This window comes from Cellvibrio sp. PSBB006 (genome assembly GCF_002162135.1).
Classification (GTDB): Bacteria; Pseudomonadota; Gammaproteobacteria; order Pseudomonadales; family Cellvibrionaceae; genus Cellvibrio.
In genome coordinates this window covers 1-15,900 of record NZ_CP021382.1, presented here as the reverse complement: position 1 = coordinate 15,900, position 15,900 = coordinate 1, and the positions used below count along the sequence as shown (strand labels likewise).

The 15,900-nt window shown below is 50.4% G+C and carries 14 protein-coding genes; 7 read left to right on the top strand and 7 right to left on the bottom strand.

What is annotated here, in order from left to right:
• The first annotated feature begins 89 nt into the window (after positions 1-89).
• Complete coding sequence (locus CBR65_RS00070; RefSeq protein ID WP_087464963.1) at positions 90-1,688, top strand: hypothetical protein; 1,599 nt, start codon at positions 90-92, stop codon at positions 1,686-1,688.
• A gap of 47 nt (positions 1,689-1,735) precedes the next feature.
• On the opposite strand, the gene CBR65_RS00065 is transcribed toward CBR65_RS00070, so the two are convergent.
• Both CBR65_RS00065 and CBR65_RS00060 read right to left on the bottom strand, forming a co-directional pair.
• Entirely contained in the window at positions 1,736-3,214 is a 1,479-nt protein-coding gene (locus CBR65_RS00065) for a PepSY domain-containing protein (RefSeq protein ID WP_087464962.1), read from the bottom strand.
• 5 nt (positions 3,215-3,219) lie between these two features.
• Positions 3,220-3,762 (bottom strand): hypothetical protein, encoded by a 543-nt coding sequence (locus CBR65_RS00060; RefSeq protein WP_087464961.1) that lies wholly within the window; start codon positions 3,760-3,762, stop codon positions 3,220-3,222.
• 291 nt (positions 3,763-4,053) lie between these two features.
• Between CBR65_RS00060 and ahpC the strand changes: the two genes are divergently transcribed.
• Positions 4,054-4,617, top strand: coding sequence for an alkyl hydroperoxide reductase subunit C (gene ahpC / locus CBR65_RS00055; RefSeq protein ID WP_087464960.1), 564 nt, complete (start codon positions 4,054-4,056; stop codon positions 4,615-4,617).
• 99 nt (positions 4,618-4,716) lie between these two features.
• Entirely contained in the window at positions 4,717-6,270 is a 1,554-nt protein-coding gene (gene ahpF, locus CBR65_RS00050; protein WP_087464959.1) for an alkyl hydroperoxide reductase subunit F, read from the top strand.
• Positions 6,271-6,319: 49 nt separating this feature from the next.
• Here the strand turns inward: ahpF and rlmE are convergent, their stop codons facing one another.
• A complete protein-coding gene (gene rlmE / locus CBR65_RS00045) occupies positions 6,320-6,940 on the bottom strand; it encodes a 23S rRNA (uridine(2552)-2'-O)-methyltransferase RlmE (protein ID WP_087464958.1) in 621 nt (206 codons plus the stop codon).
• A 188-nt stretch (positions 6,941-7,128) separates the two neighbouring features.
• Between rlmE and CBR65_RS00040 the strand changes: the two genes are divergently transcribed.
• The 4 genes from CBR65_RS00040 (at position 7,129) to CBR65_RS00025 (ending at position 10,852) form a co-directional block, all read left to right on the top strand.
• Complete coding sequence (locus tag CBR65_RS00040; protein ID WP_087464957.1) at positions 7,129-8,745, top strand: NAD(P)/FAD-dependent oxidoreductase; 1,617 nt, start codon at positions 7,129-7,131, stop codon at positions 8,743-8,745.
• A 4-nt stretch (positions 8,746-8,749) separates the two neighbouring features.
• Positions 8,750-9,472 carry an RNA methyltransferase gene (locus CBR65_RS00035; protein WP_087464956.1) on the top strand — a complete coding sequence of 241 codons (723 nt, stop codon included), beginning with the start codon at positions 8,750-8,752 and terminating at the stop codon, positions 9,470-9,472.
• Between the two features lie 66 nt (positions 9,473-9,538).
• Positions 9,539-10,504: a magnesium/cobalt transporter CorA gene (gene corA, locus CBR65_RS00030; protein ID WP_087464955.1), complete on the top strand. Its 966-nt coding sequence runs from the start codon at positions 9,539-9,541 to the stop codon at positions 10,502-10,504.
• A gap of 162 nt (positions 10,505-10,666) precedes the next feature.
• On the top strand, positions 10,667-10,852 hold the full coding sequence (locus tag CBR65_RS00025) for a CsbD family protein (protein ID WP_087464954.1): 186 nt from the start codon (positions 10,667-10,669) through the stop codon (positions 10,850-10,852).
• Positions 10,853-10,947: 95 nt separating this feature from the next.
• On the opposite strand, the gene CBR65_RS00020 is transcribed toward CBR65_RS00025, so the two are convergent.
• The 4 genes from CBR65_RS00020 to CBR65_RS00005 form a co-directional block, all read right to left on the bottom strand.
• Positions 10,948-11,346 (bottom strand): hypothetical protein, encoded by a 399-nt coding sequence (locus tag CBR65_RS00020; RefSeq protein WP_087464953.1) that lies wholly within the window; start codon positions 11,344-11,346, stop codon positions 10,948-10,950.
• Positions 11,347-11,485: 139 nt separating this feature from the next.
• The gene (locus CBR65_RS00015; RefSeq protein WP_087464952.1) at positions 11,486-13,858 is read right to left on the bottom strand and encodes a TonB-dependent hemoglobin/transferrin/lactoferrin family receptor; all 2,373 of its coding nucleotides are present in this window, start codon (positions 13,856-13,858) and stop codon (positions 11,486-11,488) included.
• 139 nt (positions 13,859-13,997) lie between these two features.
• Positions 13,998-15,446, bottom strand: a complete 1,449-nt coding sequence (locus tag CBR65_RS00010; protein WP_087464951.1) for a DUF2271 domain-containing protein — start codon at positions 15,444-15,446, stop codon at positions 13,998-14,000.
• 16 nt (positions 15,447-15,462) lie between these two features.
• Complete coding sequence (locus CBR65_RS00005) at positions 15,463-15,891, bottom strand: hypothetical protein (RefSeq protein WP_157672185.1); 429 nt, start codon at positions 15,889-15,891, stop codon at positions 15,463-15,465.
• Between the last annotated feature and the right edge of the window lie 9 nt (positions 15,892-15,900).

Below are 15,900 nucleotides of genomic sequence, written 5' to 3'. Positions count from 1 at the left end.
AACAACGTTATCGGCAATATCAGGAAGCGCATTTATTTTCACGTTTGGGATCACCAAGCATTTATTCTGTACAAGAAAAAGGAGCGGTCATGTTTAAAGTTCTACCCATCTTACTGAGTGTGTTTCTTCTCATCTCTTGTGGCGGCGGTGGCGGCGGTGGTTCATCAGACGGCGGGGAAACCAGAAGCAGTACAAGTAGTAGTAGTAGTAGTAGCGAAAGCAGTAGCAGTGTGACTAGCAGCAGCCAAAGTAGTAGCAGTGACAGCAGCAGTAGTGTAGCGCCAAATGAAGCGCCTACCGCCAGTGCTGGCGAAGATCAAATTGTCCAGGGTGGTTTTACTGTTCAATTAACTGCAGCCGGCTCCGCAGACCCCGAAGGCGAAACTCTGACGTATGAATGGATGCAGGTAACCGAACATAATATCATGTATGTCACGGCGGACGGCACCATTACAGAAGAAATGGACACGCAAGACTTATTTGTTTATATCCCCGCAACGGAAGCCGGTAAAGAATATACTTTTTCACTTACGGTAAGCGACGGCACTCACACCAGCGAAGCCGATACTGTAACGCTCACCGTAGCGGATTGCTTCGAAGGTGACGGAGATGTATTCATCGAATGCATCGACCCTTCCTGGTTCGGCATCTCCAGCTATCAGGAAATTGATGGCAATGCCGGCAATAATTTTTACAGCAATGGTATCGACAATCATGTCAACTGGTCGCTCGTCGACCTCGAAGATGGCGAACACAACAACGTCATTGATGTGAAGTTCTTGCGCAACGACTCCAGCGGTAACTTCACCATTGCTGCACCCACACCTGAAAACGCCGACATGCCTGCTATTGATATGACGGATTTTGCAAATGGTTATATCAAGTTTGATGTACGCGCTGTGGGAACAACAGACCCCTTAACACTTTTCCTGAGCATTCAATGTGGCTATCCCTGCGGTACAAGCACACCATGGACTGTCGAGACCTTGCCCGACAGCGAGTGGACCAGTGTCACCATTTGGGTTGAAAATTTAATTGATCTCGAACTGGATGTGAGCAAAATCAGTACCGCGCTGCTGATTAATCCACAGTGGGTAAACCAGGCCGATGTGAATTTCCAACTGGATAATATTCGCTGGGAAAAAGCGAGCTGTGACGATGCACCCAATGTGGTGTTCAGCAATTGCCTGATACAGGATGATCGTTCCGCAAGCGGCTGGGATGAAGACGGTGGTTTTTATGGACTCCCTGATCCCGATAACCATATAAGCTGGTTAGAAATTTTCAGTGGTGACGAAGGCCACAACGATGTCATTGAGGTTTCCTTCAATAACGACACACAATCAAGCAGCTTTTCAATAATACCTGTCCCGTTAGCGAGCATGGACCTGAGTGCATATGCTGCCGGCGAGATGGTGTTTGACTACAAGATGGTCAGCAATCCGCACGCCGACACCAATCTCTTCGCTACTGTCCAATGCGGCGACTGGCCTTGTGCAGGCGGCGAATTTTTATTGGATAAAAGTGAATTCGGCGTATGGAAAGAAATGCGCATTTCTGTTGCAGACATGATTGATAACGATCTCGACATTATGCAAGTCTCCACCTGGTTTACGTTGATACCCACCTATGGACAACCGCAATCAGGCATACGAGTTGAGTTGGATAACATTCGCTGGGAAGAATAGAACGTTAAAAAAAACCGGAGCCAGGCTCCGGTTTTTATTCCACCCACTTAAGCCAAGGCTTCATTCAATATTGGCTTACGCATCTGCCGCAAACCCATCAGCAAAAATATCACCGCAATGACAAGCAGCGTAATATTCAAACCCATCACCACTGGCGCTACAGCCCAACCAAACTTAATCACATGCAATGTCACCAGCGCCGTTAATAACAACGCGCTGAACACTTGCAATATAGCTCTGCTTTTATTGTCATCATCCAGATATTGCGCAAGGGCAATGGCTGCAACCACGCCGACCCACAATACACCTGTTGACGGGATACCGATCATCACTTGAGTAGTCCCACTCAATGCCAACGCGGCGGGTGTACCCCAAACTATCCCGGTCCAGACATTATTGAGATAGTCACGGGTTTTTCGTTTGACCAGCCAGATATTAATCCCGGTTACCGAAACAATAGTGAGTGCCAGACCAAAGATAGCGTAGAGAATTTTTACCGCGAAACCACCGAAATGGCCGAAGTGAATCCGGTACACCGAAAAGATAATTTGGCGCCCTGCTTCGCCATCAGAGAAACCGATCTTATCCAGATAATTTCCGGCGGAATCAAAACGGTATTGCTCCGCATAAATTAATCGACCGGGATGTTCAGCGCCGACAACCATGTATTGGCTTGGCGTTCCCACCTCTTCCACAGTCACATAAAAAGGTGTGGTCCCCGGTGCAATGGTTTTCATCTGCTCCAGTGCTTTACCAATCGCGGGGTTACCTATTGGCTGCTCAAGTTCAGGCTCTGCACCATACACAGCAGGGATAACCGCCTCCACATCGCCTTCAAAAAAGGCGGCGGCCAGTACCAGGCTCACGATGGCTGCCAGACCGAAAAAAGCCCCGGTAATCGCAATCATTAAATGAAACGGAGCGCCCCATACACTTAAGCGATTATGGATATCGACTTGCTCCAAACGACGCGCGCCCTTTAAACGCAGATTGAATGCATCTTTAAAAATACCGGGGTGTGCCAGAAAACCGGAGATAATTAAACCGCACAGCATTGCGCCCAAAATACTCACCACAATCATCCCGAAGCTGCCGGGCAGGTGCAGATATAAATGCAAGTGAATCAACATGTGCGTCCAATCGTGTTGGACTTTTTCACCCAGACTGCCGTCCGGATTGACAAACCAGCCGCCGGTATCCGATGACACAACCGTACGCGGTATGCTTTCAGTGGGCAGAGTCACGTACATATGTTTATGTTCGTGTTCATCTTCCGCGTGTTGCGCTTCAGCTTCATGCTCCGCTTCCTGCGCGGCCACTGTGTTATAAGCCTGTTGTACCGCTTGCGTATCATATTCCAGGGATTCGTGAACCGTCGGTTGTTCCCAGCGCTCAAATTCCTGATAAAAAACCACGATGGCTCCCGATAAACAGACGAGATACATCAGGGCACCAACCAGCAAGCCAATCCATGAGTGACTGGCGAGAGATTTTTTGACCAAACCGGGTGAGAGAATTTGCTTCATAGTGATCACACGTAAATAAGTAAAGCACTTAGGCCACTGGCAAGTGCAAGCCAGAACACAGGGCGAAACACTTTGGTGTCCGCACATACCCAATACGAAGCAAGTCCCCACAAGACAGGAACCAGAATGACGGCAGTAACCATGGCGTTCACTGTGGTCCAGGGCAACAACATCACCAAGGCCACACTGGTCAGCGTGGCTGCCGCGCCAGCGAGTAAAACACTGGCAACAAACAATCCACCGTGACGCAACAGCGTTTTCACACCCGGCAAACTCGCCTGCCCTGCTTCCCATTCTTGCAAGCGTTGTGGGCGAATATCCGCTTTGACCAACATCACCCCCCACGCAATTAACGGACTCACCAGCAAACTAAAACTGATACCAAACTCCGCACCGCTCGCCATGATCCAGCAAGCTGTTGCAACTAACAGAATGAACCAACCTGCGGGAACCAGCCACCCACGACCACCAAGCAAATTTTTCCAGGAAGCGTACAGGCAACCAATGCCTGCGCCAGCTAACAGTGTTCCGATAACGCCGTAGAGCATGATGTTTTACTCTGAGAAAGAGGGAGAAATGCGATCGCGGGAGATATAACGGCAACCTTAATGATATTTATTATTATTTTCAAGGAAGAATATTCTTCTGCTCATAGCGGCTATTTTCCGATGCTTGTCCTCATAAATACCGCCAATCAAGTAAATAGCTTCTCCCAATCAACTCTTACATATAGTTTTTTATTATCAAAACTATGCGGTTATTCAATTAGCCCTATCATCGTCAACTCCTTAACCTGTGCCCGTCAAATCAATTCCCCCACAGAAATCAGGAGTATCTCTATGACGACAATTAATTCCGAAATCAAACCCTTCAGCGCTCAGGCTTACCATCAGGGCAAATTCGTTCACTTGACCGAAGCGGATCTGAAAGGCAAATGGTCGGTAGTATTTTTCTACCCCGCTGACTTCACCTTCGTGTGTCCCACCGAACTGGGCGACCTCGCTGACAACTACGCTGAGTTTCAAAAAATGGGCGTAGAAATTTACTCCGTGTCCACCGACACACACTTCACCCACAAAGCCTGGCATGACAGCTCCGAAACCATCGGCAAAATTCAATACCCGATGATCGGTGATCCCACTGGCGCTATCACCCGCAATTTCGGTGTGATGATTGAATCAGAAGGTCTGGCTGATCGCGGTACCTTTGTAATCGACCCACAAGGCAAGATTCAAATTATCGAGATTAATGCTGGCGGTATTGGTCGTGACGCGTCTGAGCTGCTGCGCAAAGTGAAAGCCGCTCAGTACGTTGCTGCTCACCCTGGTGAAGTTTGCCCGGCCAAGTGGAAAGAAGGTGATGCGACTTTGGCTCCATCACTGGATCTGGTTGGCAAGATCTAAGCGATTTTTTACGAAAACGTTATACGGAACTGCAACACAATTGCGCTCAAAAAAGCCCGCCCACAAAGCGGGCTTCAAAAAAATTAAACGGAGATCACCATGCTCGATTCGACAATTAAAGGCCAGCTGAAAGCGTATCTGGAAAAACTGCAACGCCCTATTGAACTGGTCGCCACCACTGACACCAGTGCCAAAAGCCAGGAATTGCTGACCCTGTTGGACGATATCGCCACCTTGTCCGATAAAGTCAGCGTTCGCAAAGATGGTGATGCCGCGTACAAACCTTCCTTCAGTGTCGGCGCACAAGGCGAAACCGGGCGTATTCATTTCGCCGGTATTCCCATGGGCCACGAATTTACCTCGCTGGTGCTTGCGTTATTGCACAGCGGTGGCCATCCGCCAAAAACGGATGCCAAGGTCATCGAGCAAATTAAAGCGATCGATGGTCAATTTCATTTTGAAGTCTTTGTTTCCCTGTCATGCCACAATTGTCCGGACGTGGTGCAAGCCGTGAATTTAATGGCCGCATTGAACCCCAACATCACTGCCACCATGATCGACGGCGCCTTGTTTCAAAGCGAGGTGGATAAACGCCAAGTCATGGCTGTGCCCACCGTGTTTGTGAACGGCGAACACTTTGGCCAGGGCCGCATGACGGTGGAAGAAATCCTTGCCAAAATCGACACCGGCGCAGCCGAACGCGAAGCCAAAGCCCTGAGCGAAAAACCGGCTTACGATGTGTTAGTTGTCGGTGGTGGGCCCGCTGGCGCAGCGGCTGCGATCTATGCAGCGCGCAAGGGTATTCGCACCGGCGTTGTAGCCGAACGTTTCGGCGGACAAGTGCTCGATACACTCGCTATCGAAAATTTTATTTCAGTAAAAGAAACCGAAGGCCCAAAACTGGCTTCGGCGCTGGAGCAACACGTTAAAGAATATGACGTGGATATTGTGAACCTGCAACGCGCAGAGCAATTGATTCCCGGCGAGATGATTGAAGTCAAGCTGGCCAGCGGCGCCAGCTTGAAAAGCAAAAGTGTAATTCTCGCGACCGGCGCACGCTGGAGAGAGATGAACGTTCCCGGCGAAAAAGAATATCGTGGTAAAGGCGTTGCCTATTGCCCACACTGCGATGGTCCTTTATTCAAAGGCAAACGCGTCGCAGTGATTGGCGGCGGCAATTCCGGTGTAGAAGCTGCCATTGATTTGGCCGGTATCGTTGCTCATGTCACGCTGATTGAATTTGATTCAAAGCTGCGTGCCGATGCGGTGCTGCAACGTAAATTAACCAGCTTGCCCAATGTCACCGTCATTACCGAAGCACTGACTACAGAAGTGCTCGGTGATGGTCAAAAGGTCAATGCATTGACTTACAAAAGTCGCCAGACTGATGACATCATCAAAGTCGAACTGGAAGGTATCTTTGTGCAGATCGGTTTGTTACCCAATACCGATTGGTTGAAAGGCACTCTGCAACTGAGCAATCGCGGTGAGATTGAAATTGATGCACGCGGTCAGGCTTCCATTCCCGGTGTGTTTGCCGCGGGTGACTGTACTACCACACCCTATAAACAAATTATTGTTGCGATGGGTGCCGGTGCAACCGCTTCATTGGGTGCGTTTGATCATTTGATCAGGACCAGTGCGCCGGCTTAAAAAATAAAACAGTCGTTGTAATCTCCAACACAACGGCTGTTTTATTTATTTAGCCTTTAAATCCCTTCCCCACCACATACACCTCGCGCGAACGCGGGCGGGAAGCGTCGGGTTTGCGGATGACGACTTTTTCAAACGAGGTGCGCACGTCTTTCACGTAATCATCGTAACCCTCGCCGTGAAATACCTTGGCGACAAAGTTGCCCTTGGGTTTCAATACCTGACGTGCCATGTCCAGCGCCAGTTCAACCAGGTACATGGATGCTGCCTGGTCTGCGGCATCAACACCGCTGATGTTGGGTGCCATATCGGAGATCACCAGATCCGCATGGGCGCCGCCCAGTTTTTCCATAATCTGATTAAACACGTCATCTTCCGTGAAATCGCCCTGAATGAAATCCACATGCTCCAGCGAATCCATCGGCAGGATGTCGGACGCAATCACCCGCCCTTTTACACCCACCAAACGCCCGGCAATTTGCGACCAGCTACCCGGTGCGGAGCCGAGATCCACTACCAGCATGCCGGGGCGAATCAGTTTGTCCTTGTCATTTAATTCCAGCAGTTTATAGGCGGCGCGGGCGCGATAACCGTCTACCTGGGCTTTTTTGACGTAGGGATCATTGACATGCTCTTCGAGCCAGCGATTGCTGCTTTTGGATCGGGCCATGGGGAACAACCAGTATGACTTAACAGGATTAAACGGGGTGGCAAGCATAGCAGGTCGCCGCGCAATCGCAAAAAATCGATACCGGCAGAAGTAAACGGAACTGACAGCGCCTCTCAAGCCGGGTAGAATCCGCTCCATTCATTGCACCTCACCCAACCTTTGCCGGAGACACCGGCCAGGAACTCTCTATGATTCGTATTACTGAACTTTCCCTGCCGCTGGACCACCCCGCTGATGCGTTGCGCAAGGCCATTCTGGCCCGCCTGAAGATCGCTGATGCCGACCTGCTGGACTTCACGGTGTTCAAGCGAAGCTACGATGCGCGCAAAAAAAACAGTGAAATTACGTTTGTCTATATCATTGACATTAAAGCAAAGCATGAAGAGCAAATCCTGCAACGATTTGCCAAAGACAATCATGTGCGGCCTGCACCAGATACAAACTATTACCCCGTTGCAGAAGCGCCGGCTGACCTCAACGAGCGGCCATTGGTCATCGGCTTCGGGCCCTGCGGTTTATTCGCGGCCCTGACCCTGGCGCAAATGGGTTTTAAACCTATTGTGTTGGAGCGCGGCAAAAATGTTCGTGCACGCACCAAGGATACCTGGGCGCTGTGGCGCAAAAAAATTCTCACACCGGAATCCAATGTGCAATTCGGTGAAGGTGGCGCGGGTTTGTTTTCCGATGGAAAACTCTACAGCCAGATTAAAGATCCCAAGTTTTATGGCCGCAAGGTGATGCACGAATTTGTGCGCGCCGGTGCACCAGAAGAAATTCTGTACGTGAGCAAACCACACATCGGTACCTTTCGGTTAACCGGCGTGGTGTCCGCCATGCGTGAAGAAATTAAAACCCTGGGTGGCGAGGTACGTTTTGAAAGCAAGGTCACCGATTTTTTGATTGAAGATGGCCGCATGGCCGGTGTGGTATTGGCCAACGGCGAAACACTGCGCAGCCGTTATGTGATCCTCGCGCTCGGCCACAGTTCGCGCGATACCTTTCGCATGCTAGATCAACGCGGTGTGTTTATTGAGGCTAAACCTTTTGCTATCGGCTTTCGCATCGAACACCCGCAATCACAAATCGATCAGGCGCGGCTCGGCAAATATGCCGGCCATCCGGAGCTCGGTGCGGCGGATTATAAACTGGTGTATCACGCTAACAATGGCCGTGCGGTGTACAGTTTTTGTATGTGTCCCGGTGGCACGGTTGTAGCGGCAACCTCGGAGCCCGGGCGCGTCGTCACCAACGGCATGAGCCAATATTCACGCAATGAACGCAACGCCAATGCCGGTATCGTCGTGGGCATTAATCCCGAACAGGATTTTCCCGGCGGCCCGCTGGCCGGTGTTGAATTGCAGGAACAACTGGAGTCGCGTGCGTTTGAGTTGGGTGGCAAAGATTATTGTGCACCAGGGCAATTGGTCGGTGACTTTATTCGCGGTAAACCTTCACACGCGTTTGGTGAAGTAGAACCTTCCTATAAGCCAGGTGTATTGCTGGGTGATCTAGCGCCGTCGCTGCCGAGGTATGCGATTGACGCAATTCGTGAAGCCCTCCCCGCCTTTGGCAAACAGATTCGCGGTTTTGATCGGGACGATGCCATTTTAACGGGCATTGAAACGCGCACATCTTCTCCGGTTCGCATTACCCGTGACCACGAAACGCTACAGAGTTTGAATACCCGTGGCTTATACCCTGCAGGTGAAGGCGCCGGTTATGCCGGGGGTATTTTATCGGCCGGGGTAGACGGGATTAAAGTGGCCGAAGCACTCGCACAACAAATGCTGGCTGACCGGAATTAACACCATGAAGCTCGACGACATTAAAAAGCTGCAACAAAAAAAATACCGCAACGAATTCCAGCACTTTCTGGTGGAAGGTGAACACTTGGTTTTGGAATTACAAAAGGCAGCACAACATAATCCCGCCTTAAACCAGTCCGAATTATTGGTCACTGAGGCTTATGAAAATTGGGCCAGCCCTTTTAAAACCACGCTGATCAGCAGCAAACAAATGGCGCAGGTCTCGGACACCAAAACACCGCAGGGAATCCTTGCCGTCACCCCCTTTTTCTCTCTGGCGCAGACGGCAGCATCACAAGAGCGTGCTATTTATCTTCATGAAATTCAAGACCCTGGAAATCTGGGTACCATCTTGCGCAGCCTTGCCTGGTTCGGCGGTTTTCGTTGTTTATTAAGTGCCGGCTCAGTGGACCCTTACAACACCAAAGTCGTGCGCGCCAGCATGGGCGCTATTTTTCATGTGCCGCTGGAACTGGATGTGGACATACATTCACTTGGCACGCGCTTCCATGCCATTGCCTGCCTGGACATGCAAGGCAAACCATTACGTGATGCGCAGTTCCGACAATGTGATTGCTATGTGTTCGGCAACGAAGCGCGCGGCGTACCCCACGAGGATCTGGCAACACTCAAGGCGCAAGCCTTTACCATTCCCGGCAGCGGTGCTATTGAATCCCTGAACCTGGCCAGTGCAGTGAACTTGTGTGTGTATGAATTAACGCGGTAATAACAGGTCGGTAATTTTCACGTTAGCTTCTATACTGTTTTGTAACACCTATTCGAGGAACTGCCCATGCTGATCAATTGCGTCGCTTATCAGGAAGGTAAAAAACTCAGCAGTATTCCCGTGGAAGACATCAGCGACTATTTAAAACAACCGGATTGCTTTGTCTGGGTTGCGTTAAAAGATGCTGACCCGGAAGAGCTGGAGCAGATGCAACACGAATTCACATTGCACGAACTCGCCGTGGAGGATGCTCATGCCGGACATCAGCGCCCCAAGATAGAGGAATATGGCGATTCACTGTTTGCTGTCATGCATACTCTGGAGCTACTGGAAGGTGAATTAAATCTTGGCGAGGTGGATGTTTTTGTCGGTAAGAATTATGTGCTATCCAACCGCAGTCGTTCACAGCAGGGTTTTCTCGGTGTACGCGCGCGTTGTGAACGGGAACCACATCACCTGGTGCAGGGCCCGGCTTTTGTGTTTTATGCGCTGATGGATGCTGTAGTAGATCGCTACTTTCCCGTTGTGATTGCGCTGGAAACCGAGCTGGAAATTATTGAGGATCAAATTTTTACCAAAGGTTCGCAACGCGACAATATTGAGCGTTTGTACCAATTAAAACGCAAAGTTATCACATTAAAACACGCTGTCGGTCCGCTGCTGGAAGCTGTTGGCAAATTGGATGGTGGATGGGTGCCGCCCATCGTCGCCAACACCAAACATTACTTCCGCGATGTGCAGGATCATCTTTACCGTTTGAACACGTCCATAGATTCCACGCGCGACACGATCAGCACCGCTATCCAGGTAAGCCTGTCGATGGTGAGCATTGATGAAAACGAAGTGAACAAACGCCTCGCTGCCTGGGCGGCGATCTTTGCGGTAGCCACGGCATTTGTCGGTATCTGGGGCATGAATTTTGAACATATGCCGGAACTGCAATGGAAGTACGGTTACCCGGCATCCTTGTGTGTGGTAGCAGTTATTTGCGCGTATCTTTACTATCGCTTTAAAAAATCCGGATGGTTATAAAGCGATGTTTCCTTTTCTATTCCTGACACGAAAATCAATATCTGAGCTTATGTTGGTTCGCGCACCCAATCGAATAAATAGTTAACTTTAACGGGATATTCGTAACGGCAAAGGGTCACAGAAGGGCAACTACATAAATTCAATTTGAAGAAGGAAATGATTATGAACAAAGATCAAGTGAAAGGTACAGCCAAAGACGCAGCCGGTAAGATTCAACGTGAAGCGGGTGAAGCCGTTGGCAGTGAAAAACACCAAGCGAAAGGCGCTGCCAAACAAGCTGAAGGCAAAACTCAAAAAGCGTATGGCGATGTAAAAGAAGACATCAAAAAAGCTGCCAAAGGCCGCTAGGCACAAGATGTCTTGTTTTACACTTAAGGAAAGTCAGGCTGGCAAAGGATTGCTGTGCTGTTCCCGCCTCGTTTAATTATCTACCGCCAATCTCATTATTCCACGCGGGTAATAACCGCCAACCCATCGCGCCGTTCCAACGTAATCGTTAATGTTGAACCTGCTGGCTTTTCCAAAAGAATGGTTTCCGGTGTACTCACAAAGCGTGCGTGGTAAGACGTACTGTGACTCGTCTCCACACTGCCTGTAGCATCCAGGCACCAGATAATAATCGCGCCTACTTTATCCAATTGCACTTTATAAGGGCCGGTACATTCATCCCCGGCTGTGGGACTGTGGTGCTCAATATGATACTGCGCACCCGGCTGGTGCTTAAGATTACCTACCCCACCCTCTATCGCATAAGCCAGGCGTGTCGCCGGATCGGTGAAGCTGTCACAGCCTGCACCGGAAACCGCGATAAAAAACCCTAGTGAATTAATCAGCTTTTTCATAGGCAATGTGCTAACTCTCAATTGTTATGATTAGCCAGCAATAATAAACGCTGGCTTTTATTGAATAGTAGCAGGAAAAAAGCAACCGAGGGGAGCTATCATGGAAGGGGAGGACGGACCCCGAAGGGTCCTGAAAAAACTAAAAATGATATGCCAAACTCACCCGGTAATTGCGGCCCGGTTCAGTATAGCGATGAATGCCATCTTCGCTCACACCGCCACGGGCACCACCCGCCGCTGAACCCTGGTTAACAAAACGAATCCGTTGCCAGCGGATATATTCTTCATCAAACAGGTTGTAGACGCCGAGGTTGAGTTTCAGATTCGGGGTGATGTTGTAACGCGCCTGCAGATCCACCACAGTGAAATCACCGTAATCGGTAAAGTAATCTGCGGGAATCTGGGTGAAGTTGGCAGTATCGACAGCGATTGCATCCTCTTCATCCTTACCAGCGGAAAATACCGCATTGGTTTCTACACCCCAGCGACCACTTGCTGCTTCGTAACCCAAGCCAATAATGCCGGACGCCGGCACAATACTTTGCAGCGGTGTACCGTCTTTCTCTTCGCCTTCGCTCCAGGCATAAGCAAGGCGTAAATGGACTTGCTCGGTGAGCGACCATTGGCCTTCAACTTCTATACCTTCAACTGTGACTTCACCAATATTGTCAAGCATGTCGTATTCATCGCCGAAGAAATTGGTGCAGGTGGTGCCAGCGCTGTTACACGTTTGATACTCCACATTCGCATTGCGTACAAGCGTGTTGTAATCAATAAAATTCGTGTAGTCATTGCGATAGGCAGAAACACCGAATAGATAGCGATCGCCTTGCCAGCGATAACCGATTTCGATATTGCGACTTTCTTCTGCGTCCAGGTCAGGATTGGAAACGGTGTTCCATAAATCCACTTGTTCACCGCTGCTGACTTCCGTGGCGATAGATGTCGATGGTGAGAAGTACATATTTTCAACCGTCGGCGCGCGGAAACCGGCTCCGGCTTGAATCCACAATACATGATGCGGCGTGAAATTCCAGCTCGCACCCAATTGCCAGGTGGGCGATGAAAAGGTGACATCGCCGACCGTGCCAGAATTATCACCGTATTGCGGGTTATTTAATGATGGCGAATAATCGTAATGATCAAAACGCACGCCGGCATTGAGCAGTAAACGATTATCCACCAGACTGATTTGATCACGCGCATAAATACTGTAAGCACTGATATCTGTGTCGGGCACAAAGTCACCGCCGATCACTGGCCAACCTACGCCGACTTCTGATGTAGTGCCTACATAACGGGTTTTTATATCCGCATAGGTCATGCTTTTTTCTTCCAGGCTCACACCGTAACTGATGTTGTGATTCGCCAGTTTTTTATCCAGATGCAGAACCGTTTTATGCAATTCCTGATCGTAATCGCGGTGCTCGGTACGATGGCAAGGGGCAACAGCGGGCGTGTCTGCGCCCGCCGGACAACCGGTGGGTACGGTCATATGGGTGTGACCCAGGGTGTATGCAGTTTGGTAATCGTAGCGCCATTCCAGTTCATCAAATAAACGATTGTTGGCTTGCCATAGATAATTAATACCATAGCGCTCGCGTTCAACGTCATCGTCTGTAGTGCGTGTTAAATAGGAGGCGTTCAAGCGCGTCTGGTTATCCAGTTGCACATTGGCGTTGTATTTTTCTGCTACAAAACCCAGGCGATGATTTTCATTAGCGTTGTAATATAGCTTGAACAGGATGTTGTCATTGTCGTAATCCACTGGGTCGGGAATTTCACGCGCGGTGCCGGGAATAGCCGGACGCGAACCGGAGAAAAAGGATTCCGTTTCATGGCCTTCACGCAAAGTGTAAACCAGTAAGGATTCCCAGTTGCCGGTGCGATTCGCCAGTGTTGCTGTCGCAAGAGTTTCTTCATTCGCGCTGGCGTAGCCGAGCTTAATACCGAGGTGGGTATCGTTCACGCCGGGTTTTAAATAATCCGCCGGATCTTTGGTGACAAACATCACCGCGCCGCCAAGGGCACCGCTGCCCGCCGAAATCGAATCAGCACCCTTCACAATTTCAACGGTCTTCATCGCATCAATATCGATACCGCTACGTCCGCTGCTGAAAAATTCATAAGGCGCGTTGCTGGCGGGATTCAAAGTCTCGCCCAAACTCAAACCATCAACCGTAATGGCAACACGATCACCATCCAGGCCGCGGATGTTAAAACCGTTGCTGCCAAAACGGCCCATATCATCCACCGCAACGCCGGGAATGTAGCGCACCAGATCGTCCAGGTTGCGCGCCTGGTTATCTTCGATGTCAGCGGCGTCAAGGACGCGGGTATTTTCGGTGGTGGACTGAATTACCTCCGCCGATATCGTCACTTTGTTTAGGGCTAATTGTGTTTCGCTCGCGCTTTCCTGCGCGTGGGCAAGGTTAACCAGGCTGATAGCCAAAGCCAGCGGCATCAATGCGCGCTGACGGGATGAACAACGAAGGGAAAAAACCGGTTTCATTACATGCTCCTCTTAACATTCTGATATTGATATTCATGCAAGCATTACCCGGTTGTTGTGCGACCATCCGGCCGCTTTCGCTTTATATGCAGTTCTTACGTGCGGCAGTTGTTACGTGTGGCTTTTAGTAAAATATTCCTCAAGGTTTAAAACTGACTTTCACGGCACCCACTTCTTTTTTGCCGTGCACCTGCTGCGTAAATGCCTGGCCGGAGAGTTCAAATGGCACACGCAATAATTCACGCTCGCCGTGTTCCCGCGCAATTTCCAGGTGCAAGACATAATCGCCTTTGTCGACTTTGCGGCCCTGATCATCGCGGCCATCCCACACCAACATGTGTTGCCCCGGCGTTGGCGTTGGCCGAGCCAGACCATCAATCATGGATTCATCACGGCGCCCGTAACGCCGCCACCAAAGCGGAATTTCCCGCAACCAGCGCAGACTTTTGCCATGCACCAATAATTGACGCACAACTTTTTTGTCCGCATCGGTTATCCACACCGCCACATACGGACGGCGATATTCCGCCACGGTTAACGGCGGTATTTCATACTCCACCAGAAACTGCATGTCGTTTTCCCACAGGGGTCGATGCGCTTCATCGGGAATTAACAAGGAGTACCAACCGTCGGACGCAAAGGTTTTTCCGGTTTCCGTCATGATTAACGCCTCCACATCGGGTAAACGTTTGACGAGTGCCAACCCGTCATTGATTGGCATTACAGTTAATGCCGTGGCCAGTGCGTCTGCCGTGGCCGCGTCACTGGCAACCACAATGGCGGAAGGCGCATTACTGACGGGCCAACCATCAACAGGATTGATGATGTGACTGAAGCGGCGATGATTGATTTCCAGATAGCGCCGACTGTGACCGCTGTACGCCACCGCGCGCGATTGCAATGACAATACGCCATAAAAATTCGCGTTATCCGGACTGTGTTGCGGCTCTGCTACAGCCACTTGCCAGGGCGCACCTTGTGCGTTACTGCCCCAGTAAACGGCGTCGCCACCGATATCAATCTTGATGCCGCTGGCCTGTGGGGCGAGCATGCGCGCTTTATGTAATGCCTGATCGAGAATGTAACCTTTGGCCAGACCGTCGATTTGCCATTGCACGTCGCTACTGCTGAAATGTTCGTTAAGTTCTGCGGTGTCAGCCCGCCGCGCGTCCTTGCGTAACGCAATGCGTTCCGGCACTTCACCCAGCGCGGCGGCGTTGCGCCAGCTGGCCAACAGATTACCGATGCGGCAGCTGAATGCAGCCTCGGTTTTTGCTCGCCAGCTCTCACATAACTGCAACACCTGCTGCAACTCCGGTGACAGGGATTTCAGCTGCTGCGCATTCAATCGGCTTATTTCACTGTCGTCACGGTAATTGCTGAGCAAGGCATCCAGGCGGGAAATGTCCTGCATTATTTTTTTGCTGACGTCTTGCGCTTCCGTATGCGATAAACCGACCAATGTCAGCGATAACTCCGTCCCTAAAATATGTTGATGCGTTTCGCTGTAGTCAGTGGCGGCGTTAACCGTTGTCGCCATCACGGCGGTGATCAACATCAATAGGCGAAATAAAAAACAACAACGCATAGTGGATCACCCGAATTTAGTAAGCATCGTCAGCCGATTTTTTTCCTTCCGGTTTCGCTTCTTCCTTGCGCGCCACGCGTGGTGCTGGCAATGGGTCACGGCTATCCACTACGCCATTTTTATCCAGATCCCAACGTTCAAAACCACGCAAACCGATGGTTAGATATTCGTTCCAGTCAATCGCCTCATCTTTATTTTTATCGAGCACGCCGAAGCGCACATAGGCCTGCTTGATCTGTGCTTCGCGCACGCGGTCCGCTTGCCGGTCAAGGCGAGTTTCAAATTCAATGTGATATTCCCCGGCACTCAAGTCACCGCTACTGTCGATATCCGTCGCGGCGAAAGCCTGTTGACGATGCTGGTCAAACTCTGCGCGCGTGACGGTACCGTCGGCATCTTCATCGTAGAGTTCAAGAAACCCTTGTATCGAATGTGAGCTAGGCATGGCTAACAC

Excerpts from the sequence above, each read along its gene's own strand:
- ahpF (WP_087464959.1), top strand. The coding sequence starts at position 4,717 with ATGCTCGATTCGACAATTAAAGGCCAGCTGAAAGCGTATCTGGAAAAA.
- CBR65_RS00005 (WP_157672185.1), bottom strand. The coding sequence starts at position 15,891 with ATGCCTAGCTCACATTCGATACAAGGGTTTCTTGAACTCTACGATGAA.
- CBR65_RS00025 (WP_087464954.1), top strand. The coding sequence starts at position 10,667 with ATGAACAAAGATCAAGTGAAAGGTACAGCCAAAGACGCAGCCGGTAAG.
- CBR65_RS00015 (WP_087464952.1), bottom strand. The coding sequence starts at position 13,858 with ATGAAACCGGTTTTTTCCCTTCGTTGTTCATCCCGTCAGCGCGCATTG.
- CBR65_RS00040 (WP_087464957.1), top strand. The coding sequence starts at position 7,129 with ATGATTCGTATTACTGAACTTTCCCTGCCGCTGGACCACCCCGCTGAT.
- CBR65_RS00020 (WP_087464953.1), bottom strand. The coding sequence starts at position 11,346 with ATGAAAAAGCTGATTAATTCACTAGGGTTTTTTATCGCGGTTTCCGGT.
- CBR65_RS00035 (WP_087464956.1), top strand. The coding sequence starts at position 8,750 with ATGAAGCTCGACGACATTAAAAAGCTGCAACAAAAAAAATACCGCAAC.
- CBR65_RS00070 (WP_087464963.1), top strand. The coding sequence starts at position 90 with ATGTTTAAAGTTCTACCCATCTTACTGAGTGTGTTTCTTCTCATCTCT.
- CBR65_RS00060 (WP_087464961.1), bottom strand. The coding sequence starts at position 3,762 with ATGCTCTACGGCGTTATCGGAACACTGTTAGCTGGCGCAGGCATTGGT.
- rlmE (WP_087464958.1), bottom strand. The coding sequence starts at position 6,940 with ATGGCCCGATCCAAAAGCAGCAATCGCTGGCTCGAAGAGCATGTCAAT.
- CBR65_RS00010 (WP_087464951.1), bottom strand. The coding sequence starts at position 15,446 with ATGCGTTGTTGTTTTTTATTTCGCCTATTGATGTTGATCACCGCCGTG.
- CBR65_RS00065 (WP_087464962.1), bottom strand. The coding sequence starts at position 3,214 with ATGAAGCAAATTCTCTCACCCGGTTTGGTCAAAAAATCTCTCGCCAGT.
- ahpC (WP_087464960.1), top strand. The coding sequence starts at position 4,054 with ATGACGACAATTAATTCCGAAATCAAACCCTTCAGCGCTCAGGCTTAC.
- corA (WP_087464955.1), top strand. The coding sequence starts at position 9,539 with ATGCTGATCAATTGCGTCGCTTATCAGGAAGGTAAAAAACTCAGCAGT.